21 protein-coding genes are annotated in these 20,298 nt (G+C 72.2%); 9 read left to right on the top strand and 12 right to left on the bottom strand.

The features are described from left to right. Positions 1-180 precede the first annotated feature (180 nt). The 3 genes from BMW99_RS20035 to BMW99_RS20025 all read right to left on the bottom strand — a co-directional run bounded on the left by BMW99_RS20035 (position 181) and on the right by BMW99_RS20025 (position 3,862). Entirely contained in the window at positions 181-1,473 is a 1,293-nt protein-coding gene (locus BMW99_RS20035; RefSeq protein ID WP_075017263.1) for a serine hydrolase domain-containing protein, read from the bottom strand. Positions 1,474-1,592: 119 nt separating this feature from the next. Then, on the bottom strand, positions 1,593-3,110 hold the full coding sequence (locus tag BMW99_RS20030; protein ID WP_075017262.1) for a sensor histidine kinase: 1,518 nt from the start codon (positions 3,108-3,110) through the stop codon (positions 1,593-1,595). Then, positions 3,107-3,862, bottom strand: coding sequence for a response regulator transcription factor (locus BMW99_RS20025; RefSeq protein WP_245791549.1), 756 nt, complete (start codon positions 3,860-3,862; stop codon positions 3,107-3,109). The genes BMW99_RS20030 and BMW99_RS20025 overlap by 4 nt, the downstream gene beginning before the upstream one ends. Before the next feature lie 224 nt (positions 3,863-4,086). On the opposite strand from BMW99_RS20025, the gene BMW99_RS20020 reads away from it, so the two are divergent. From BMW99_RS20020 to BMW99_RS20000, 5 genes are all read left to right on the top strand, one after another. Further along, a complete protein-coding gene (locus BMW99_RS20020) occupies positions 4,087-6,897 on the top strand; it encodes an MMPL family transporter (RefSeq protein WP_407640302.1) in 2,811 nt (936 codons plus the stop codon). Positions 6,898-7,094: 197 nt separating this feature from the next. Continuing rightward, positions 7,095-7,520 carry a hypothetical protein gene (locus BMW99_RS20015; RefSeq protein ID WP_069464411.1) on the top strand — a complete coding sequence of 142 codons (426 nt, stop codon included), beginning with the start codon at positions 7,095-7,097 and terminating at the stop codon, positions 7,518-7,520. Positions 7,521-7,592: 72 nt separating this feature from the next. Next, positions 7,593-8,195, top strand: coding sequence for a thiol-disulfide oxidoreductase DCC family protein (locus tag BMW99_RS20010; protein WP_075017261.1), 603 nt, complete (start codon positions 7,593-7,595; stop codon positions 8,193-8,195). Between the two features lie 10 nt (positions 8,196-8,205). Then, complete coding sequence (locus tag BMW99_RS20005) at positions 8,206-9,030, top strand: TetR/AcrR family transcriptional regulator (RefSeq protein ID WP_245791548.1); 825 nt, start codon at positions 8,206-8,208, stop codon at positions 9,028-9,030. 153 nt (positions 9,031-9,183) lie between these two features. Continuing rightward, positions 9,184-10,140, top strand: a complete 957-nt coding sequence (locus tag BMW99_RS20000; protein ID WP_075017260.1) for a hypothetical protein — start codon at positions 9,184-9,186, stop codon at positions 10,138-10,140. 9 nt (positions 10,141-10,149) lie between these two features. On the opposite strand, the gene BMW99_RS19995 is transcribed toward BMW99_RS20000, so the two are convergent. From BMW99_RS19995 to BMW99_RS19980, 4 genes are read right to left on the bottom strand one after another with little or no spacing between them, the layout of a single operon-like run. After that, positions 10,150-10,707 carry a hypothetical protein gene (locus BMW99_RS19995; protein WP_141726179.1) on the bottom strand — a complete coding sequence of 186 codons (558 nt, stop codon included), beginning with the start codon at positions 10,705-10,707 and terminating at the stop codon, positions 10,150-10,152. Beyond that, positions 10,704-11,810, bottom strand: coding sequence for a helix-turn-helix domain-containing protein (locus BMW99_RS19990; protein WP_069464133.1), 1,107 nt, complete (start codon positions 11,808-11,810; stop codon positions 10,704-10,706). The genes BMW99_RS19995 and BMW99_RS19990 overlap by 4 nt, the downstream gene beginning before the upstream one ends. Before the next feature lie 58 nt (positions 11,811-11,868). Then, positions 11,869-12,081 carry a DUF397 domain-containing protein gene (locus BMW99_RS19985; protein WP_075017259.1) on the bottom strand — a complete coding sequence of 71 codons (213 nt, stop codon included), beginning with the start codon at positions 12,079-12,081 and terminating at the stop codon, positions 11,869-11,871. Continuing rightward, positions 12,078-12,839, bottom strand: a complete 762-nt coding sequence (locus BMW99_RS19980) for a helix-turn-helix domain-containing protein (protein WP_322899666.1) — start codon at positions 12,837-12,839, stop codon at positions 12,078-12,080. The genes BMW99_RS19985 and BMW99_RS19980 overlap by 4 nt, the downstream gene beginning before the upstream one ends. Before the next feature lie 358 nt (positions 12,840-13,197). On the opposite strand from BMW99_RS19980, the gene BMW99_RS19975 reads away from it, so the two are divergent. From BMW99_RS19975 to BMW99_RS19965, 3 genes are read left to right on the top strand one after another with little or no spacing between them, the layout of a single operon-like run. After that, positions 13,198-13,554: an ATP-binding protein gene (locus tag BMW99_RS19975; protein ID WP_245791547.1), complete on the top strand. Its 357-nt coding sequence runs from the start codon at positions 13,198-13,200 to the stop codon at positions 13,552-13,554. Positions 13,555-13,580: 26 nt separating this feature from the next. Then, positions 13,581-14,891, top strand: coding sequence for an AAA family ATPase (locus tag BMW99_RS19970; RefSeq protein ID WP_069464136.1), 1,311 nt, complete (start codon positions 13,581-13,583; stop codon positions 14,889-14,891). Between the two features lie 24 nt (positions 14,892-14,915). Beyond that, on the top strand, positions 14,916-15,368 hold the full coding sequence (locus BMW99_RS19965; protein WP_245791546.1) for a hypothetical protein: 453 nt from the start codon (positions 14,916-14,918) through the stop codon (positions 15,366-15,368). Positions 15,369-15,395: 27 nt separating this feature from the next. Here BMW99_RS19965 and BMW99_RS19960 read toward each other — a convergent pair whose 3' ends face one another. Continuing rightward, a complete protein-coding gene (locus BMW99_RS19960; RefSeq protein ID WP_069464129.1) occupies positions 15,396-15,698 on the bottom strand; it encodes an SCO4848 family membrane protein in 303 nt (100 codons plus the stop codon). A 125-nt stretch (positions 15,699-15,823) separates the two neighbouring features. Between BMW99_RS19960 and BMW99_RS19955 the strand changes: the two genes are divergently transcribed. Next, a complete protein-coding gene (locus BMW99_RS19955) occupies positions 15,824-17,116 on the top strand; it encodes a D-alanyl-D-alanine carboxypeptidase family protein (protein ID WP_075017258.1) in 1,293 nt (430 codons plus the stop codon). On the opposite strand, the gene BMW99_RS19950 is transcribed toward BMW99_RS19955, so the two are convergent. The 4 genes from BMW99_RS19950 to BMW99_RS19935 are packed head-to-tail and all read right to left on the bottom strand — an operon-like array spanning position 17,010 to position 20,158. Continuing rightward, positions 17,010-18,122 (bottom strand): YihY/virulence factor BrkB family protein, encoded by a 1,113-nt coding sequence (locus BMW99_RS19950; RefSeq protein WP_075017257.1) that lies wholly within the window; start codon positions 18,120-18,122, stop codon positions 17,010-17,012. The genes BMW99_RS19955 and BMW99_RS19950 overlap by 107 nt on opposite strands. A gap of 9 nt (positions 18,123-18,131) precedes the next feature. After that, complete coding sequence (locus tag BMW99_RS19945; RefSeq protein ID WP_069462925.1) at positions 18,132-18,596, bottom strand: GtrA family protein; 465 nt, start codon at positions 18,594-18,596, stop codon at positions 18,132-18,134. 7 nt (positions 18,597-18,603) lie between these two features. Beyond that, a complete protein-coding gene (locus tag BMW99_RS19940; RefSeq protein WP_069462924.1) occupies positions 18,604-19,575 on the bottom strand; it encodes a decaprenyl-phosphate phosphoribosyltransferase in 972 nt (323 codons plus the stop codon). Continuing rightward, on the bottom strand, positions 19,568-20,158 hold the full coding sequence (locus BMW99_RS19935; protein ID WP_069462923.1) for a phosphatase PAP2 family protein: 591 nt from the start codon (positions 20,156-20,158) through the stop codon (positions 19,568-19,570). Before BMW99_RS19935 ends, BMW99_RS19940 begins: the two co-directional genes overlap by 8 nt. Positions 20,159-20,298 lie beyond the last annotated feature (140 nt).

The following is a 20,298-nucleotide window of genomic DNA, read 5'->3' as shown; positions in this document are numbered from 1 at the left end:
CCCGACTGCCCGCCCCGTCCGGGGCCGTTGAGCCCGCATCTGCCGGGCTCACACGTTGCCGCGCTCCCGGCTCATGGCCTGGGAGCGGACCCGGCAGACGTGGAGAGGCTACGCACGCGGGCCCTCCGATCGTCCTTGATCCGTCCTAGATCCGTCCTGGCCGACCCCCCGGGCAACGCCCTACCGCGGACTGATCGCGCTGTCGTAGACGTGGTCCGGCGTGACGATCCCGGTGATCGCGCGGGCGAGCAGCGTGGAGGGCTCCTGGCCGCCGGTCTGCGTGTCGGTGTTGATCATGAGGACGAGGGTGGCCCTCGTCTCCGGCAGATACACCGTCACCGTCTCGTAGCCCGGGATGGATCCGTTGTGCCCGATCCAGCCGTTGGTCTCGAAGAGGCCGAGGCCGTAGCCGAGGCCGGCGATGCCGGTCGGCAGCATCGCGAGCCGCTGCGCCTGGGTGGCGGGGCTCAGCAGGCGTCCGGTGGCGACGGTCACCGCCCAGCGCCGCAGGTCGTGCAGGTCCGAGATCATCGCCCCGGCCGCCCAGGCCCAGCTCGGGTTCCAGTCGGTGGCGTCGGCGGTCGCGCCGGTCAGCGTCTGGTCGGTGTAGCCGTGCGGATGCGGGTCGGGGAGCGCGGCCGAGTGCGGGAACTCCGTGCCGGGCAGCCCGGCCGGGCGCAGCACCCGGTCGCGGATGACGTCGCCGAGCGGCCGGCCGGTGACCTTCTCGATCACCAGGCCCAGCAGCACGAGGTTGGTGTTGGAGTACTGGAACCGCGCGGCCGGCGCGAACGTGTTGGCGTGCCTGAACCCGTACGCGAGCACCTCGCGCGGGGTGAAGGTGCGCCGCGGGTCGCTCAGCAGGGTGTGGATGAAGTCCGGGTCCGAGGTGTACGGGAACAGGCCGCTGCGCATCTCGGCGAGTTCGCGCAGCGTGATGACGCGGCCGCCCGGCACGCCCGCGACGTACGCGGAGATCGGATCGTCCAGCCGGACCCGGTGCTCGTCGACGAGCTGGAGCAGCGCGGTGACGGTGAAGGTCTTCGTCTCGCTGCCGATCCGGACGAAGGAGTCGGCCCTCATCGGCGCGCCGGTGGCCGTGTCGGCCGCCCCGCTCGCGCGGACGTAGCTGCCCCGGCCGGGCATCCACAGCCCGACGACGGCGCCGGGGATGTGCGCCTGCCCGAGGACGTCCGCGATCGCCTGGTCCAGACGGGCGGTCAGCCCGGGGCCGAGGCTGCTGTGCGGGCAGTCGTCCCCGGCGCACCGCCCGCCCGGGTCGACGTGAACGGCACGCACGTCCGCGGCACGTACATCCGCGGGACGGAGGGCGGCGGGACGGAGGGCGGCGCCGCTCCCGGCCGTGGCCGTGGCCGTAACCGCGGGCGCCGCGGGTGCCGCGGTCGCCGGGACCAGGACGGACGCCGCCAGGAGCGCGGCGGCCGTCAGCCGGCGGCGGGAGATTCCTCGCATGTCAGGGCACCTCTTCCGGTCGGGGGCAGCGGGGCAACATCACCACCGCGACCGCCCGCCCGGGCCCTCGGCGGGCTCGCGGACGGGCGAGTCCACCCGTTCGGAGCCCGCGCGTTCCCCTACCGCGGCACCGGCTCCCGCCGCGCGCTCGGCAGGCGGACGGTGACGGTCAGGCCGCGGCCGGGCGCCGTGGGCGTCAGGGCGACCGCACCGCCGTGCGCCTTGACGACGGCCTGCACGATGGACATGCCGAGCCCGGCCCCGCCTGTGTCCCGGGAGCGCTGCGGGTCGGCGCGGAAGAACCGGTCGAACGCCCGTGCCGCGTCCTCGTCACTGAGACCGGGGCCCGTGTCGCTGACCCGCAGCGCCGTCTCGCCCCGCTCGTCCTCGGCGACCTCCACCGTCACCGGCGACTCCGCCGGGGTGTGCACCCGCACGTTGCCCAGCAGGTTGCCCACGACCTGCCGCAGCCCGGCCTCGTCCCCGAGCACGTACCGGCAGCCGCCCGCGTGCTCCGGCAGTCTCAGGCTCAGCGGCCGCTCGGGCTGCTGCGCCGACAGGTCCGCGGCCGCCTCCCGCACCAGGCAGCACAGGTCGACCGGCTCCCGGGTGAGCGCGGGCCGGTCGTCGAGCCGTGCCAGCGCGAGGAGTTCGTCGACCAGCCGGCTCATCCGCTCGGCCTCCGAGGAGACCCGGCTCAGCGCCCGCTCCTTCTCGTCCGCCTGCAGCATGCCCCTCTCGTACAGCTGGAGATAGCCCCGCACGGACGCCAGCGGGGTGCGCAGCTCGTGCGAGGCGTCCGCGATGAACTGCCGCAACTGGGCGGTGGCCCGCTCGCTCTCGGTGACGGCCGTCTCGATCTGCTGGAGCATCGCGTTGAGCGCGGTGCTCAACTCGTCGACCTCGGTGGACCCGTGCGGCGCCGTGCGGACGCGGCGCGACAGGTCGCCCTGGGAGATCGCCGACGCGGTCTCCACCATGTCCTCCAGCGGGCTGAGCCGGCGCCGCGCGGCGGTCAGCGACCCGGTGGCCAGCAGCGCCAGCAGCACCGCGCCCGCGCCGGCCTCCCAGCCCAGCAGCTTCACGAGCGCGTGCTTGACGCCGCTCATCCGCACGCCCTTGACGACGATCGTGCCGTCGGACAGCCGCAGCGCGACCACCCGGTACTCCATCGACCCGCTCTCCACGGTCGCCGCGTCGCCCGACGCGGCCAGCTTCGCCGGGTCCGGCAGCGCCGCGGCCAGCCGCCGCTGCTCCGGGCCGACGGGCATGCTGCCGTCCTGGCACACCGTCGCGGGCGTCCCGTGCGGATCCAGCACCACGAACAGGTCCTGCTGGAAGGCCTGCGCGATCGACGACGTGCCACCGCCGGCCTCCGGGCCCTGCGTGGAGCTTCCCTGCAGCAGGTCCGCGAGCGTGCACAGCTGCCGCAGCCCGTTCGCGCTCAGCTCGGTGCGGGCCAGCGCGGTCTGCGAGGACTTCAGCGAGTCGTCGATCTGACCGATGAGGACCATATAGGTGGCGGCGATGCTCGCCGCGGCCGCCAGCACCAGGCCGGCCGCCAGGAACGTCACGTTGGCGATGGTGAACCGCCCGCGCAGCGACCGCGGGCGCGGCCAGAACCCGCACTTCTTCACCGCGCCCCGCCGTCCTGCGCGAGCAGCCCGTACCCGATGCCGCGCCGCGTCTCGATCAGCGGCGGCCCGAACCGGTCCAGCTTGCGGCGCAGATAGGAGATGTAGGTCTCCACCACCGTCGACGACACGGCGGTCTCGAACTGCCAGACATGCTGCAGCAGTTGCTCCTTGGTGAGAATGCGCCCCGCGTTGCGGAGCAGGTGCCGCAGCAGGTTGTACTCGGTGGGCGTCAGCTCGACCGGCTCCCCCGCCCGGCGCACGGTGTACGTCGCCTCGTCCATCTCCAGGTCGGCGTGGCGCAGCACCCGGTCCGCGGGGGCGGCCGGCCGGCGGCGGGTGCGGCGCAGCACCGCGTGCACCCGGGCCACCACCTCGTCGACGCCGAACGGCTTGGTGATGTAGTCGTCGCCGCCCAGGGCGAGCCCGGCCACCACGTCGCGCGGCGCGTCCCGGGCGGTGACGAAGATGACCGCGAGGTCCCCGGCGTCGGCCCCCTCGTTCTCGGCGGCCCGCTCCTCGCGCAGGGTGCGGCACACCTCCCAGCCGCTGCCGTCCGGCAGCATCACGTCCAGCAGCACCAGGTCGGGCCGGTGCCTGCGGGCGGCGGCCAGCGCCTCCCGGCACGTCGCGGCGCCGACCACGGTGAAGCCGTTGTACTTCAGCGTGATCCGCAGGATGTCCGCGATGCCCGGCTCGTCCTCGACGACGAGTACGGTGGCCGTGCCCGTGGCGGCGTCCATGCCCTCAGTCATGCCCTCAGTATCCGCGCGGCGCCGCGGGCGGGTGACGGCGGCAACTTTGGAGTTCCCTGAGAGAAGCCGTTTCGGCTTGGAGTTGGGGCGAGCGCCCACCGAGGCTGAAGGTGCCGGGGTTCGGGGGACGGCCCCCGGTTACCGCCGCACGGCGACAGCAGCCCGTGCGGTGTAACCGCAGACCGTGCATCCAAGGTGCACACGTCGCAGAGACGATGGGGGATGTGACCGTGGCCGTAGTGGCGCGATGGTGCTTCCGGCACAAATGGACGGTGATCCTGCTCTGGCTGGTGGCCCTGATCGGGGTCGGCGCCGCGGGCAACGCCGCGGGCGACGCGTACTCCAACGCGTTCTCGCTCAAGGGCACCGAGTCCGCGAAGGTGCTCGACCTGCTGGACAAGGTCGCCCCCGACCGGTCCGGCGAGGCCGACACCGTCGTGTGGCACGTCGATTCGGGCACCGTGCACGACGCGTCGGTGCGGGAGCGGATCACCCCGGTGCTCGCGAAGATCGCCCGGCAGAAGGACGTCGGCGCGGTCGTCAGCCCGTACGACCCGGCGGGCGCCGCGCAGATCAGCAAGGACGGCCGCACGGCGTACGCGAACATCACGTACACCAAGCTCGGCAACGACATGAGCAACGACCAGGCGACGCTGCTCATCGACACCGCGCACTCCGCCCGCGCCAAGGGCCTGGAGGTCGAGGTGGGCGGCAACAAGCCCGCGCAGGCCGAGCAGCCGCTGCCGGGCCTGGCCGAGGGCGTCGGCATCGCCGCCGCGGCCGTGGTGCTCTTCCTGGCGCTGGGCTCGCTGTTCGGCATGCTGATGCCGATCATCACCGCGCTGTTCGGCGTCGGCATCTCCTCGTCGGCGATCCTGCTGCTCAGCCACGCCATGAGCGTGGCCGACTTCTCCCCCCAACTCGCCTCCCTGGTCGGCATCGGCGTCGGCATCGACTACGCGCTGTTCGTCGTCACCCGGCACCGCCGCGGCATCCTGCGGGGCAAGACACCCGAGGAAGCGGCCGTCACCGCGCTCAACACCTCGGGCCGCGCCGTGCTGTTCGCGGGCAGCACGGTGTGCATCGCACTGCTGGGCATGTTCACCCTGCGGCTGAGCTTCCTCAACGGCGTGGCCGTCGCCGCCGCGATGACCGTGGTGATCACCGTCGCCGCGGCCGTCACGCTGCTGCCCGCACTGCTCGGCGCGCTCGGCCCGCGCATCCTCAGCCGCCGCGAGCGCCGCCGGCTGGCCGCCGACGGTCCGCGGACCGAGGCCGCCAACGGTGCCGCCGCCCGCTGGTCGTCGTTCCTGCAGCGGCACCCGCGGTCGCTGGCCGCGGTCGCCGTGGTGGTCATGGCCACCCTCGCCGTTCCCGCGCTGTCGCTGCGCCTGGGCTCCTCCGACCAGGGCAACAACCCCACGACGACGACCACCCGCAAGGCGTACGACATGCTGGCGGACGGCTTCGGACCGGGCTTCAACGGCCCGCTGACGATCCTCGCCGAGGCGCCGGGAGCGGGCGACCAGGCCGCGGTGGACCGGCTGGTGACGGACCTGAAGTCCACGCCGGGGATCGCCTTCGCGGCCCGGGTGCCGGTCAAGGGCGCCGCGACCGGCGGGAGTTCCGCGAACCCCGGCACCATCGCGTTCGTCAGCGCGGTGCCCACCACCTCCCCGCAGGACAAGGCCACCTCCGACCTGATCGACCACCTGCGCCACGACGTCGTGCCGAAGGCCGAGCAGGGCACCACCATGCGGGCCTACGTCGGCGGCCAGACGGCGATCTTCGAGGACTTCTCGAGTGTGCTGTTCGCCAAACTCCCGCTGTTCATCGGCGTGATCATCGCGCTGGGCTTCGTGCTGCTGCTGTTCGCGTTCCGCAGCCTGGTGGTCCCGCTCACCGCGGCGCTGATGAACCTCGTCGCCGCCGCCGCGTCGTTCGGCGTGCTGGTCGCCGTCTTCCAGTGGGGCTGGGGCGGTTCACTGGCCGGCCGGGCCGGACCGATCGACGCGTTCCTGCCGGTGATCATGCTCTCGCTGCTGTTCGGCCTGTCGATGGACTACCAGGTCTTCCTGGTGAGCCGCATGCACGAGGAGTGGGTGCACTCCAAGGACAACGCGCGGGCCGTGCGGGTGGGCCTGGCCGAGACCAGCCGGGTCATCAACTCCGCGGCCGTCATCATGATCTGCGTCTTCTTCGCCTTCGTGCTCAGCGGCGAGCGGGTGCTGGCGATGTTCGGCATCGGCCTGGCGGGCGCGGTCGCGCTCGACGCGTTCATCCTGCGCACGGTCCTGGTGCCGTCGCTGATGCACCTGTTCGGGTCGTCCAACTGGTGGCTGCCGGGCTGGCTCGACCGCCGCCTGCCGCACCTGGCGGTGGAGCCGGCCGAAGACGACGACGCCGTCGCCGTCGCCGCCGTCGCGACGGGCGTGGCGTACGCGGGAGCGGGCAGGGGCACCGCCGCCGCCGCGGGCGCGGGTACCGGCGCTCCCGCCGCCTCCGGCGCGACGGGCCCCGCGGTGCGCGGGCGCGTGACGGGATCGGCGTCGCTGCCGATCCCGCGTGCGGAGCTGACGCTGATCGCGTCCGACGGTCGCCAGGTCGGCCGCTCCCGCGCGGACAAGGACGGCACGTTCCTGCTGCCGACTCCGGGTGCGGGCAGCTTCGTCCTGGTCGCGAGCGCGACGGGCCACCACCCGCAGACCGCGAGCGTGATGACCACCGACCGCCCGGTGGACTGCGACGTCCGCCTCAGCGGGACGGGCACGCTCACCGGCACCGTGCGCCGCGCCGACGGAACTCCCGTGGAGGACGCCCGAGTCGTGCTCAAGGACGCCGACGGCCACGAGGTGGCGTCCGTGCGCACCGGCGCCGACGGCGCCTACGCCTTCAGCAACCTCTACGCCGGCAGCTACACCCTGCTGACCCTGGGATACCCGCCCTTCCCCGCCACCGTGCGGATCACGGAGGGCGACGAGGACGGCGACGGTGACGGCGACGTGGACCTGGAGCTGAGCCACTCCACCGACTGACCCGCAACTCCCCCAGAACAGGGCCCGGTTCCGACCCCCGCGGAACCGGGCCCCTTTTTCGCCCTCTGCTTGAACATGTTCAAAAACCGGTCTACAGTCGAGCCGTTCACTGATTTTGAACACGTTCAGGAATCATCCTGGACACGTCTCCGAGCGGCGCCGAGCGGTGCCGGATCGGACGGAGGGGTGGAACCGCAATGGACAGAACCGTCCTCGCGTACGTCGTCTATCTCGTCATCAGCATCTGCCTGACCGTCTGGGTGGCCCGCACCCTGAGCACCAACGGCCGGATCTTCCTCGCCGACGTGATGCACGGCGACGAGCGGCTGGCGGACGCCGTCAACCACCTTCTGGTGGTCGGCTTCTATCTGGTCAACCTGGGCTTCGTCGCCCTCTACCTGAAATCGGGTCACCGCATCGACAGCGCGGCGGGGATCTTCGAGGAGCTGTCGGTGAAGATCGGCGTCGTGCTGCTGGTGCTGGGCGTCATGCACCTGGGCAACGTCTACGTGCTCAACCGGATCCGGCGCCGGGGGATGCTGGACCGCGAGCAGTACCCGCCGGTGGGCCCCGACGGGACCACCGCGACCGCGTGGGGCGCGCCGAAGCCGGCCGGGGCGTGAGCCATGGGATCGCCGCGACTCGAAGGGCGGCCGCGACCGGTGAGCCGGCCGCCGGCCGCCGGGCAGCGACCGGTGCCGCGTCAGCAGCCGGTGCGCGCGCTGACCGTCCTGTTCGACGCCCAGTGCCGGCTGTGCGCGTACGTGGCGGGCTGGCTCGGGAGGCAGCGCCACCTCGTGCCGCTCACCCTGGTGCCGGTCGGGTCCGAGCAGGCCCGCACCTGGTTCCCCGCGCTCGACCACGACGGGGCGGCCCGCCGTGAGGTGACGGTCGTGGGGGACGGCGGTCAGCTCTACGTCGGCGACACGGCGTGGGTGGTGTGCCTGTGGGCGCTCGCCGACCACCGGGCGTTCTCGCACACGCTCACCACTCCGGCCGGCCGCCGGCTGGCCAGGGCAGCGGTCCTCACGGCGGCTCGCTACCGGGAGCGCGCCGGGCGCGGGGAGCCGGCGGAGCCGCACCGCCACCCGGCACCGCGGCCGCCGCGCGTCCCGGCCGGCGGCACGACGGCGGCCGGGGTGGGGGCCGGGGGGCCCGAGGCCGCTGGTCCCCAGCCGGTGTGGGAGTACGACGGCAGCGGCGGGTGGACGCTGCACGACACGGGCGGCGCGGGCGGCGCGGGCGGCACGGGCCGCGCGGACGGCGGCTGTACGGACGGCTGCTCACCGCCCGGCTAGGCTCACCCGCGTGGAGGACAACAAGGGCGGCGCCGCCCGCGCTGCCGAGGAACTGCCCGGAGGCCGGGCCCTGCCCAAGACGGGCAAGAGCGAGCAGACCCGGGCGGTGATCCTGGAGACCGCGATGCGGCTCTTCCGGGAGCGCGGCTACGACAAGACGACGATGCGGGCGATCGCCACCGAGGCCGGTGTCTCGGTCGGCAACGCGTATTACTACTTCGAGTCGAAAGAGTTCTTGATTCAAGGATTCTACGACCAGATGACGCACGACCACGCCCGTGACGCGGCGTCCCGCATGGAGGGGGTGCGGGACTTCGCGGAACGGCTGGAGATCGCCCTCGTGTCCTGGCTGGACTGCGCCGCCGACTACCACGAGTTCGCGGCGCAGTTCTTCCGGACAGCCGCCGATCCGGACAGCTCGCTCAGCCCGTTCTCCAACGAGTCCCACCCGGCGCGTGCCACCGCCGTCGCCCTGTTCCGCGACGTGCTGATGGACTCCGACCTCGCCCCGAAGCTCGACGCGGAACTCGCCGAACTGCTGCCCGACCTGCTCTGGCTGCACCTGATGGTCGTCGTCCTCTACTGGGTCTTCGACCGCAGCCCGGACACCACCCGCACCCGCGAGTTCGTCCACCGCTCCACGCCGCTGGCCGCCCGCGTCATCTCCCTGAGCCGCTACCGGGCGTTCCGCCCGCTGGTCCGCGACGCCAAGGGCCTGATCCAGGACTTCATCCTCCCCACGATCGGCCGCACCCCGCTCCCCGACCGCCCGACCACCACCGACGCCTCGGCCCCCACGACCCGCCGCCGCAAGCCCCGCAAGCCCGCGACCTGACGCCTGCGGCGGGCTCCCGGACGGTGAGGGCGCCGGCCGGGAGAACAGGATCGCGACATGCCCGCCGCAGGCCCGACCACCCCGAGACCGCTGCCCGCCCGTCCGCCCGCCGGTCCGCGAACCGCGGGTTCGCTGCGGCCCCCCGCACGGAGCGTGCTCCTGAAGGTCTGGCTCGCCGGACTGCTCTCGGCCACCGGGATCGGCGTGCTGCGGAGCGTGTGGCACGACATGGTGCTCGGCGGCGGAGCTCTCGTGGCGGTGGTCCTGCTGTTCGGGGTCGGGGCGTGCACGGTCTGCCAGGTGCTCGGCTTTTCCCTGGCGCAGCGCCAGGTTCGGCAGGTCCAGCGGGGAACGGTAAGCGCCCTGGTGACGACCGCGGTGCTCGTCGTCGGCGGCTGCGCCATGATCGCCCTGAACCGCGTCCTGGTCTCCGGCGCTGGATTCCTGCCGCCTTTCGGGCCGGTGTCGGTGGCCCTGCTCTGCGCGCCCTACCCGATCGTGTTCACGCTGTGCACCATGCACCGCGCCGCCGCGGTGGCGGCCGCTCTGGCCTCGGCCGCGATGATCGGCGCGGGCGTCCTGCCGCTGCGGACCGCGCAGGAACACCTGGCGGCCGACGGGTGGCGCCACGCCCATCCGGCCACCCCTCGCGACCTGATCGCCGCGGTCGACTGGCCCGGGGGCGAGCAGACTCCCTTGACGACCGGCCCGTTCGGGACGCGGGTCGTCGTCTTCTTCCAGGACAGCAACATCGATGGCATGTCGCAGGGGGTGGTGACCGTGTCCCCGGCCGGAACGGACCCGTGCCGGGATCTGACGGTGGCGGTGACGTACGACACCGTGCCCGAGAACGAGCTGCCCGACGACGACACCATGTCCGTTCCGGACCCGGGCTGCACGCCCTCCGGCCCGGACGCCTGGGAGCTCTACGGCACGGGCTTCCGCGGGTACGCAACGCTGCTGCACGGCGTCCTGGTCCGGGTCACCGTCGACGACGACCGCCCGGACGACGACCTCGCCGCAGTGGCGCGGAGCCTCCACCCGCTGGACGACCACCAGTTGTGGCGCTACACCGGCGGATGGCCCGGCTGGGCGTGGCCGCTCACTTGAGACGGCCCATCAGAGGAGTCCGTTCTGCTTGGCCCACGGCAGGAATCCTCCGACCTCGCAGGGATAGCGCATACCGGATCCGATCAAGGTGTCCACGAACGTGGTCGCCACGTACTCGGTCGTCCGTCCGTCCGCCAGGGCTTCGGCCACGATCCGCAGCGAGCCGCAGACGCCGAGTCCGTGCTTGCGGCCGATCCTGCGCGCGTCACCGTCGTCGACCACCGCGACAGCCCCGTACAGGTCGGCCCAGGCGAGGACGGTCGCCTCGCCCTGGTTGGACTTCTGACCCGAGACGCGTTCCATCCAGACGACAAGGGAGTTCAGCTCGTCGAGGTCGTCCAGGCGGACCACGTCGAGCCAGTCGAGCCCGTCCAGGCCCACTCCCTGGCGAGTGATCTCGTGCCGCACCGTCTCGGTGGTCACGTTGCGCCGCGGTCCGCCGCTCCAGGTGCGGGCGAAGTCGTGCAGCACGTCGATCTTTCCCGCCGTGACGGAATGCAGCAGAGGCGAGGTGTCCCAGACCAGCACCGGTCCCGTCGCGCGCGATAACAGAGGTGGGACGGTCACGGCAGCTCGTCCTCCAGGTCGCGGCTGGGAAGTTCGTCCACACCGATGGCGTCGTAGACCAGTTCGACCGCGCGGGGGCCGGTGACCGCGCCGGCGGTCCACGCCGCGATGGCCGCCTTGCGCCATTGCGCGCCCGTCGCACCGGCCTCCAGGTCCGGTACCGGTTGCCGGCCGTGAGCCGCGAGGAAATCACCGCGCTGCGGTATGTCCGCCTTGTAGCGCCGGGCGTCCGTACCGTCGACGAGGCCCAGGTGCCGAGCGCGGTTGACCACCGCGCTCCACGACATGCGGTAGAGGGCCGCGATGTCCAGAAGGACCGCCCGTGGGCTCTGCCCGGCCTCGGTCTCCGCCCAGGCGGACCGCAGATCGTCCGCGGGAAGCAGGAACTCCTCGGCGAAGCGGTCGATGAGCTGTTCACGCTCGTCCCGCCCGGCGGCGACTCCCGCGTCGCTGTGGTACTCGTCCTGGAGCAGGTGGTGTCCCAGCTCATGAGCTGCCGTCCACCGTCGGCGGCCGGGCTGGGGCTCGCCGCTGACAACGGCCACGCCGTACCCGTCCTGCAGGAGGGAGGCCCCCTCGCCTGACTCCTCCACGACGGTCACGTAAAGACCGAAGGACTCCAGGACGTCGGCCAGCGGGCCGAGCGGGCCGTCGGGCACGCCCGCGGCCGCGCGGGCGGCTCGGGCCAGCGAGTGCGGTTCGGGTGAGGCACCAGGGGCGCTCAGCAGCACGTCATCGAGGTGCGGTGGCCGCAGGAATCCGTGCGAGACGAGCCACGCGGCGAACCGGGCGTGCTCCTCCAGGCGGGCGTCGAGCCGGTAGCGGGAGCGTGAGGTGTCGTCAGCGGTGTCTTCCAGGACGGTACGGCGCGATACGAGAGCCGGCAGCGGACGCGACAGCAGGTGCGCCAGCGGAACCCCCAGGGCCTCGGCCAGCCGGGACAACTCCAGCGCGGTGATACGCCGCTCGCCGGCTTCGATGCGGACGACTGCCGTGCGGTCCACGCCGACCGCCGAGGCGAGATCGCCCTGGTTCAGACCCGCGGCGAGGCGGGCTTCGGTGATCCGCTCGCCGACCTCTCCCCAATTCTGCGCGGTTTCCATGTGTGCGATTTTTGCACACCCTCCGGGTGCGGGCGACGCGGAGCGCCAGCCTGCCGGCTCAGACGCGGTCGGCGGCGTACGCGAGGAACGCGGTCCACTCCGTGGGGGCGAACGTGAGGCGCGGGCCCTGCGGGTCCTTGGAGTCCCGGACGTGCACGGCCTCGGGGCAGGCCGCGACCTCGACGCAGTCGGGGCCCTCAGCTGTGCTGTAGCTGCTCTTGAACCAGTTCGGGCCAGCCGCGCTCATACCGGCCGAGGGCTTGCTCGTCATGTCTCTCCAAGCACTTTCTCGATGAACGCCAGTGACTCGCGCGGCGTGAGAGCCTGCGCGCGGATGATTCCGTAGAGGGCATCCAGGCGGCGGACGTCCTTCTGATCGTCGACTACTCGACTGAACTGCTGAACCTCAACGTGCCCCACCTGCGGTCCGTTTCGAGGAACGATAAGCCGGAACGATCCGCCAAGGCCAGCATGGTCCTCCCGGGCGGTCGGCATCACCTGGATTTCCACGTGCCTCAACTGGCCCAGCTCCAGCAGCCGTTTCAGCTGTTCGCGCAGCACCATCCGGCCGCCGACCGGACGGAGCAAGGTCGCTTCCTCTTGAACGAAGCTCAGGAAGGGCGCGGGACGGCGAGCGAAGATCCGCTGACGGTCCATGCGAGCGGCCACGTTGACCTCGATGACGTCGTCGTCCATCACCGGCCTGTGCAACCGGTACAACTCACTTGCGTACGCATCGGTCTGAAGCAAGCCGTGGACCACGGTGCCGGCGTAGGCACGAAGTTCGACCGCGTCAGCCTCCAAGCGCGCCAGGTCCCGGACCTTCTTCGGGTACCGCGCGCGTTCCACGTCCTCCTTGAACGTGGCGAGCATGCCGCCCGCGTCGAGGACGTCGTCCGCCGCGTCCAGGAACTCCGGCTTCGGTGCGCGCCGACCCCGCTCGACGGAGGAGACCAGCTCCTCGCTGTAGCCGATGCGGCGGCCCAACTCCGCCTGGCGGAGGCCCGCGCGCTCGCGCCACAGCTTCACCTGGCGGCCGACGGTCTTGAGGATGTCCGTCGCGCCGTCGTCCTAGTCCTGCTCCTCGGTGCCGCCGCCCGAGTGTGCCGGGAACTCCGCGGATCCCGTACCGGTACCGGCCGTCATCGGCCCACCCCCGCCATGCGCACCCGGACGCCCGGACACGCGCTCAGGGCAGCCGGACAGGTCACGCTCCGTCCCGGCCTCATCACTGGTCAGCCTATGCACCAGCGGCCACGCTCTGTCACGTGAACACCGAAATCTCCACCCGGACCTGCCCCTTCGTCCGCATGCTCCCCGGCACCCGCGCGGCAGCCGGCACGACGCGGCGCGGCGACTCACCCTCGGTCAACTGGCCGCGTGGGGCGTGCCGCACGACAGCGACCCGGCGGAGAGCGCCGCCTCCGTCGTGGCCGAGCTCGCCGCCAACGCCGTCACTCACGGCCGCGTCGCCGGGCGGGACTTCGAGCTGCGGCTCACCCTCGACCGGGCGACCGGGGTGATCCGCGTCGAGGTCAGCGACGCCCGGGGGGAGGTCCGGCCCGCCGTCTCGCCGTTGCCGCCGGCGGACGACGCGGAGTCCGGCCGCGGCCTCTTACTCGTCCAGGCGCTGACGCGCGCCTGGGGCGTCTCCTCACGCGAGGTCGGCAAGACCGTGTGGGCGGAGGTCGCCCTGCCCGACATTCGCTCGGTAGACGGGCTCCTCTCAGAGAGGGCTGGTTGATGTCGCTCTGGGGTAGCTTGAGCCGTGTGACTGTTCAGGGCATCGAAGAGGTCCGGCTGACCGCCTTCAAGAGCTTTCGCAACCAGGTGCTCCCGCTGGCGCCACTGACCACTCTCATCGGCCGTAACAGCAGCGGAAAGTCCAACGCGCTCGACGGACTCGAAGTGCTCTCCCGGTTGGCCCGGGGCGATGACATTACCGAGGCGCTGGAGAGCCGGCGCGGCCCCGAAGGTGCCGTGCGTGGCGGGTTGGCCGGGTGCGTACCGCACGGCTCCGATCGATTCGCCCTGGGGTGCACCGTGCGGACCCAGTGGGGGCCCATCGACCTTGAGGTCACAGTGCAGGTCGAGCCCGAGGTACAGATCATCAAGGAGCGGTTGACCGGCCCAACGGCGGAAGGACGCAGGCACGTCCTGGAGAGCGGCGAAGCGAACCCCCAGGTCGGCGACCTCTGGGCCACCTGGCACAACGGGAAGAGAGGCCGCGACCCAAGCGTGCGGTTCCGCGGTTCCCGCTTGCTCACCTCACAGCTGCCCTTGCGAGTTGCTCCGGAGACGCAAGGTGGCACAGACAGCGTCTGGTGCGCCGAGACGATGATCTCCACGCTGGAAGGTGTCTTCCACCTCGACCCGGTACCTCACCTGATGCGGCAGTACGTTCCGTCCCGGGACAGCAACCTGCGCCGGACCGCGGAGAACCTGTCGGCCGCGGTGGGGAACATCGAGCGCACGGACAAGCCCCTCTTCCGGCGCCTGGTCGAATTGCTACGCGGCCTCGCCGACCACGAGATCGAAACGCTTGCCGTCACCCGGTCCGACCTGGGTGACGTCATGATCGCGCTCAATGAGGGCCCCCTCGGTCTGACACCGGCCCGTGAGATGAGCGACGGAATGCTCCGATTCCTTGCGATCACGACATCGCTGCTCACCGGTGGCGGTGGTCTCGACCTCGGGCACACGAAGGCGGAGCAGAACGAGCGATCACTGATGCTCGTGATCGAGGAGCTGGAGAACGGCCTCCACCCGTCGCAGGCTTCCGAAGTCCTCGGGCTCGTCCGCCAGGCCGGGGCGGCCAACAGCACCGAGGTACTGATCACCACGCACAGTCCGGCGCTTCTCTCCGCTCTGGACGCCGAAGACCACGACGGTGTGGTGGTCTGCTGGCGCGACCGCGAGTCGGGCAGCAGTCGTCTCACCCGGCTCACCGAACTCGACGGCTACCCGACGGCCATGGCGTCCGGCTCCCTCGGTGAGGTGGTCACGCAGGGACGCCTCGACACGAGCCCGCGCCGTGACCGGGACTACAGCGAGTTCGACCGACTGCTGGGGATCGGGTGAGGCGTGGCGCGCAGGGTTGAATTCGTGGACACCTCTGTCCTGTGCAATCTGCTGGGGATTCCCGTCAAGTGCCAGGACCGCGCGAAGGTCGTCGAGCAGTACCACGCAAAGCAGAAGGCCCACGACTGCGACCTGCTGCTTCCGGTGACCGCGATCATCGAGACGGGCAACCACATAGCCCAGCTCAACGACGGCCATCAGCGGCGCATTTGTGCCGAACGGTTTGATGTGATGCTGCGCGCGGTGGTCAACGGCGACGCTCCGTGGGCACTCAACGAGGTCGAGTGGAATGCCGCGCATCTGGACGCGCTGCTCGCTGGCGGACGCACCGGAAGCACGCTGGTCGAGCACGCGTGCAACCGGCTCGGATGCGGCGACCTGAACATCCTGATCGAGCGGGACCGCTATCTGGCCCGCACGTCAGGCGTCGCGGCCACAGTCTGGACGCTGGACGAGCTGCTGTCTTCCTACGCGTAAGGCCAGAACGCCCCGCGCAGCGGATGTTCAGCGGGAGGAGACCTCGGGAGTGCGCTCGGGGTCGGTGGCCGCGGCCGCGGCCGCCGACTCGCGGCGCAGCGCGCGGAGGCCGCGCAGGCCGAGCGTGCCGATGGCCAGGCCCAGGAGGAAGGAGACGACCGCCAGGGTGAGGTGGATCCAGAAGTAGGCGGTCGGCGAGGAGTGGTCGCCGTGGTGGAAGGCGAGACCGCTGGTGTCCTTCCAGAGGTTCTTGACGAAGGTGGTCCAGACGATCACGGACCAGACGCCGAAGGCGACGAGGAACCAGGAGACGCGGCGGCTGAGCTTCATGACGTCCAGTATGTCCGGGCGGGCGCCGCGGTTCCGCCGAGGGGGCGTGGGAAGCGTCACCCCGATGGGGGCGGACCCGGTGGTACGTATGTGCGGGAGGGCCCTGTACGGTTCGGCGGGTGCTCATGACGACGACCGCCGCCGCCCGCCGACGTGCCCTGGCCGTGTCCATGACCGCCGCGCTGCTGGGCGGGACCGTACTCGCGGGGACCGCGACCGCCGCGCCCAAGCCGACGCCGAGACCCCCGGCCCAGATGTCGGGCGTCGGCGGGGACCGGCTCGCCACGGCGGGTACACAGGTCAACGCCGCCGCGGGCGTGCCCGCGCTGCCGCCCAGGATCACGTCCCGTTCGTGGATCGTCGCGGACGCGGAGACCGGCGCCGTCCTCGCCGCGCACGACGCGCACTGGAAGCTCCCGCCGGCCAGCACCCTGAAGATGCTGTTCGCCGACACGGTGCTGCCGAAGTTCCCGAAGACCACCGTCCACAAGGTCGCGCACTCGGACCTGGAGGGCATGGGCGAGGGCAGCAGCCTGGTCGGGATAGAGGAGAACCTCACCTACACGGTGAAGGACCTCTGGCTCGGGGTGTTCCTGCGTTCGGGCAACGACGCGGTGCACGTGCTGTCCGCGATGAACGGCGGCGTCGCCGCCACCGTGACGCAGATGAACGCCGAGGCCCACGAGCTCCAGGCGAACGACACCCACGTCGTCACGCCGGACGGCTACGACGAGCCCGGGCAGGTCAGCAGCGCCTACGACCTCACGCTCTTCGCCCGCCAGGGCCTGCAGAACGCGGACTTCCGCGAGTACTGCTCGACCGCGACGGCCCAGTTCCCCGGCGAGTACAAGAAGGACAAGTCGGGCAAGGCGACGAAGACCCGCGAGACCTTCGCGATCCAGAACACCAACCGCCTGCTCAGCGGTGACTACGACATCAGCCGGTACTCCGGGATAGCGGGCGTCAAGAACGGCGACACCACCAACGCGGGCGCGACGTTCACCGGCGTGGCCCAGCGCGGCGGCCGCACCCTGCTGGTGACGGTCATGAACCCGTCGCACGACGCCCACAACCTCGTCTACCGCGAGGCGGCCTCGCTGCTGGACTGGGGCTTCAAGGCCGGTCCGAGCATCCAGCCGGTGGGCACGCTGGTGCCGCCGCTGAGCAAGCTGCCGCACACCGCGCCGCCGTCCCCGGCGACGTCGGCCTCGCCCGCACTGCGGGCCGCGACGTCGACGGGCTCCTCCGGCGGCGGCCTGTGGACGGCCGCAGGGATCGCGGTGGGCACCGCGGCGCTGCTGGCCGTGCTGATCATGGTCGTGCGCCGCCGTCGTCCCCTTCCCGCGGAGGTGCGGGGGGCGGGGGCTCCCATCGGTGGGCGCCGCCGGCGGGGCGGCCGCCGCCGTCGCGGCCGCTGACGTCACCGCCGCTGACGCCTCCCCCGGCATCACGGCCCTCAGCATCACGGCCCCCGGCGTCACGACCCCCGGCGTCAGGGCCACCGCTGTCGCGGCCGGTCGCTTCGGACCCCGGAGACTCCTCGTCCCCGGGGTCCGCCGTCGTCGCGGGCGGCGGCGCGTGGACCGGCGTGGCCGTCCAGGCGGCGCAGTACAGCAGCAGTTTGGCCATGAAGTTGAACCACAGCAGCAGCGCGACGGGCGTGCCGAACGCGCCGTACAGACTCTTCCCGGCGACTTTCTGCAGGTAGCCGCTGATCAGCACCTTCAGCAGCTCGAAGCCCACCGCCCCGATCAGCGCGGCCGTCACCACCGAGCGGCGCGGCGGGTCGACGCCGGGCAGCAGCGTCAGCAGGTACACCAGGATCAGGAAGTCGGCGACGACGGACAGCAGGAGCCCGACGACGGTCAGCAGCACCCGCACCGGTCCGTGGTGGCTGATCCCCGACTTGTCGGCGGTCCAGTTGACCGCGGCGGTCGCGAAGCCGGACGAGCCCAGCGAGACCAGCACGGCCACGCCCAGGCCCAGCAGGATGCCGCCGTCCAGGGCCTTGCCGACGATCGGGTTCCGCTCGTCCTTGTCGCGCCCCCACACGGCGCGCAGGCAGTCGCGCACCGAGCCGATCCAGCCGATGCCGGTGAACGCCAGCAGCGCGCCGGCGATGACGCTGACGGTGCCCGCGTTGTCGACCAGGCCCTGGATGTCCAACTGCCCGGAGATGCCGGGGATCTGCTCCTCGATCTTGTGCTCCAGCGTGTCCAGCTGGTGCTGGGACAGCAGCGCGGCCCCGATCGCCGCGGACAGCGCGAGGAGGGGGAACAGCGAGAGGAAACTGGTGAAGGTGATCGCCGCGGCGAGCCGTGTCCAGTGCACGTCCTGCAGGTGGGCGAACGCCCGCCACGCGTGGGTGCGCAGGAGCGCGGCGACGCGGGGGCCGATCCACGGCAGCCGGGTCAACCAGTCCATGGGAGGCGGCTACCCTCCCGCGGCGGGGGCACGCTTGCGGTGCGCGGACCGGCGGGCCGGGGCCGGCCCGAAGACGTAGGTGCGGGTCCCCCAGAACCGCAGCACGGTGGCCAGCGCCATGCCGATGCCCGCGCCGGAGACGACGTCGTCGCGCGGGGTGGTGAGGCCGAGCAGGTAGTGGGAGACGGCCAGGCACAGCAGCTGGATGACGGCGCCGGCCAGGTTGACCGCGAAGAACACGCCGCACTGCCGGGCGCGGCTGACGGCGGGCGGCCGGCTGCGGTAGGTGCCCAGCGCGTTGCCCGCGTAGGCGACCGTGCAGCCGGCCAGGAACGACAGGGACTTGGCGGTGAGCGGGCCGAGCCCGCCCGGTCCGCGCAGCAGCACGAACAGCCCGAGGTCGGCGGCGTAGGCGGCGCTCCCGGCGACGGCGAAGCCCAGGGCCTCCGCCGCGATCGGGCTGCGCGGCCTCACGCGCCGCTCATCGGTTCACCACGGCCAGAACGTACAGGGCGCCCCACGTCGCGCCGAGGACCGTCAGGGCCCTGTCGCGCAGGACCACGTCCTCCGGGGCGCCCGCGGACCCGGCGTCGGCGAACACCGCGTAGCGCATCACCGACAGGATGAACGGGATCATCGACAGCTGCCGCCACGGCAGCCAGCCCGCGCCCCTCGCGCCGGTCTCCACCGCCCACAGGCAGTACGCGAGGACGGCCACGCCCGCCGCGAGCTGCCAGACGAAGCGCAGGTAGCCGGGGGTGTAGGCGCCGAGCAGCGCGCGGGAGGCGCCGACCTCGCCGTCCTGACCGGCCATCAGGACGAGTTCGGAGTAGCGCTTGGCGGCGACCATGAACAGGGCGCAGAAGCCCGCGGTGATCAGGAACCAGCGGGACAGCTCGATGCCCAGCGCGATCCCGCCGGCCATGGCCCGCATGAGGAAGCCGGTGGTGACGATGAACAGGTCCACGACCAGGACGTGCTTGAGCCAGACGCAGTAGGCGAGCTGTATGGCGACGTACCCGGCGAGCAGGCCCGCGGTGTCGACGTTGCAGGCCACGGCCGCCACGGCGGTGGCCAGCACGGCCAGCAGCGTTCCCGCGGCGTACGCGGCGGCGGCCGGCACCTGCCCGCTGGCCACCGGGCGCAGGCACTTGACGGGGTGGGCCCGGTCGGCCTCGGCGTCGCGCGCGTCGTTGATCAGGTACACCGCGGCCGAGCAGGCGGTGAACAGGACGAAGACCACGCCGAGCTGGGCGAGTTCGGGGACGGTCAGCAGCCGGGCGGCGGCGAACGGCGCCGCCAGCACCAGCCCGTTCTTGACCCACTGCCGGGGCCGGCAGGTGCGCAGCAGGCCGGCGGCCAGGCCGGCGGTGGACGCCGGGGTGACGAGGTCGGCGACGGCCGGACCCGGCTCGTTGATGACGGCGGTCACGGCGGTGGAGCGCTCAGTCATGGCCGTCACCCGCCAGGTAGGGCGGCAGCGCCGCGGTGAGCGGGGCGGCGGCCGCGGCGGCCGTGCCGGCCGCGAGGGTCCAGTCGCGGCCGAGCCGGGCCACGACGCCGCCCAGCAGCGCGCCGCAGGCGACGTCGGTCGGGTAGTGCACGCCCGCCACGAGCCGCGACAGGCACATCGCGGCGGCCAGCGGTGGCAGCAGCGGCACGGCGCGGGCCAGCGGGCCAGCGGCCAGCACCGCGCAGTAGGCGGTGGCGGCCGCGGCGGAGGAGGCGGCGTGCGAGCTGGGGAAGCCGTGCCGGCCGGTGATCCGGACGAGCGGCTCGTCGCTGGGCAGTTGGGGGCGCGGCCGGCGCACCACGCGCTTCACCGCGATGCTCGCCGCGTGCGATCCGGCGACCAGCGCCGTCGCCCGCAGCCACGCACGGCGTCTGACGCGGTCCGCGCTCGCGCCGGCGAGGCCGACGGCGATCCAGACCGCTGCGTGCTCCCCCGCGAGGGAGAGTCCCTTCGCGGTTCCGGCAACGGCGGGGTCCGCGCCGAACCGGCGCAGTGTGGCGAGGAGCTGATGGTCGTAACGCATCGGCGGATCTCCCTCAGAAGTGGTCGTACCGCCCCTTATCTGACAATCAGTCTTTACCGTGCGTGGAGACCCGGTGCGTATCGGTGTGCGCCCGTCTCAGTGAGAAAATCGGCATAAGCGGCAAAAAACGCAATACGGAT

Origin of the sequence: Actinacidiphila rubida (genome assembly GCF_900110255.1) — a bacterium.
In the GTDB taxonomy this organism is placed as follows: domain Bacteria; phylum Actinomycetota; class Actinomycetes; order Streptomycetales; family Streptomycetaceae; genus Actinacidiphila; species Actinacidiphila rubida.
The sequence above is the reverse complement of the archived record's forward strand: the minus strand, read 5'-3'. Positions and strand labels throughout refer to the sequence as shown.